The sequence below is a fragment of the Streptomyces katrae genome, assembly GCF_000966975.1.
GTDB lineage: Bacteria > Actinomycetota > Actinomycetes > Streptomycetales > Streptomycetaceae > Streptomyces > Streptomyces katrae.
On sequence record NZ_JZWV01000543.1, the window covers coordinates 1 to 1116 of the forward strand.

The 1116-nt window shown below is 71.3% G+C and carries 1 protein-coding gene and 1 pseudogene; one reads left to right on the plus strand and one right to left on the minus strand.

The window, feature by feature from the left end; all coding sequences use genetic code 11:
* Positions 1 to 394: pseudogene (locus VR44_RS19630) on the plus strand (hypothetical protein); the annotation flags it as partial.
* 106 nt (positions 395 to 500) lie between these two features.
* Here VR44_RS19630 and VR44_RS19635 read toward each other — a convergent pair.
* Entirely contained in the window at positions 501 to 1037 is a 537-nt protein-coding gene (locus VR44_RS19635; RefSeq protein WP_045948852.1) for an NUDIX hydrolase, read from the minus strand.
* Positions 1038 to 1116: the final 79 nt, after the last annotated feature.

The window sequence follows — 1116 nt, forward strand, 5'->3', positions numbered from 1 at the left end:
TCCGCACCACCACCGCCGGCGGACGCCTCGACCCGATCTACCTGGCGAGAAGATCGCTCCCAGCGGCCTCAAGGGCGTGACGGTCTACTCCGGGGAGCGGCTGCGCACCCACATCGCCGAGGCCGTCGCGGCGAAGGAGCCGGAGCCTGGCGACCTCGCCGAGATGGTCGACTGCGACCTCACGTCCCAGTACGCGCCCGCCGACCTCACCACCGAGGGCAGCGCCGAGGGCAGCGCGCTCGCTGCCGTCGGCGCCTTCGAGTACGACGGCTTCCGCTTCGACACCACCGGGTGGTGGTCACCGAGCTCGACGACTGGTTCCCGTACTCCTGCCACGCGCTGGCCTGGACGGTCGCACAGGTGCGACCAGCTCAAGACGCCGGTCCCCGTGTAAGCGCTGCCCGTCTCCCGCTTCCGGCCGGTCGGCTGGCCGGAAGCCGGAGACGGCGGTCTTCGTGAACGTGGGGGTGTGACCTGCGCGTATTCACCCGCTTCAGAGGTCAGACCCAGGTGTAGTTCGCGTCCGTGACGGCGTCCAGAGCGGCGCTGGCGACGGCGGCACGAGGGCTGGCGAGGGCGGCGAGGGCGGGGCCGATGGGCGGGAAGACCGGCAGTTCGGCGGTCTTGCGGTAGTCGATCCACTCGATCACGCCGACTTCGTGGCTTCCGTCGGGCAGCTCGTCCAGCTCCTGCTCGGCGAGCGTCGCGCGGACGTCGGGACTGATGTGGAAGCGGTAGATCAGGTGGAGCTTGCGCGGGGGCGGGGTGGGGCCGGGCCGGGTGACGCGCTGGTCGACGACCCACAGCAGGTCCCCGCCTTCTGCCAGCGTGGTGTCCAGTCGGAGTTCTTCGGCGAGTTCACGGGCGAGGGCGGCGTCGAGGTCTTCGCCGTCCTCGACGTTGCCGCCGGGCGGGGTGTAGTGGGTGGAGTCGGCGCGGTCGCGGCGGATGAGGGCGACGTCGTCGCCGCAGAACACCAGCGCCCCGGTCCGGATCTTGATCCGGGAGAACGGGGCGGGTGTCGGGGTGTTCGTCATGGCCGCCAGTATCTCGGCATGGCGCGGGCGCCGGGTGGGCGTTGCCCGACTTCACCCACCCGGCGCCGGACACCATGTT

What these genes read in the sequence shown, in the direction of transcription:
- VR44_RS19635 (WP_045948852.1), bottom strand. Translation starts at nt 1,037, where the DNA reads ATGACGAACACCCCGACACCCGCCCCGTTCTCCCGGATCAAGATCCGG.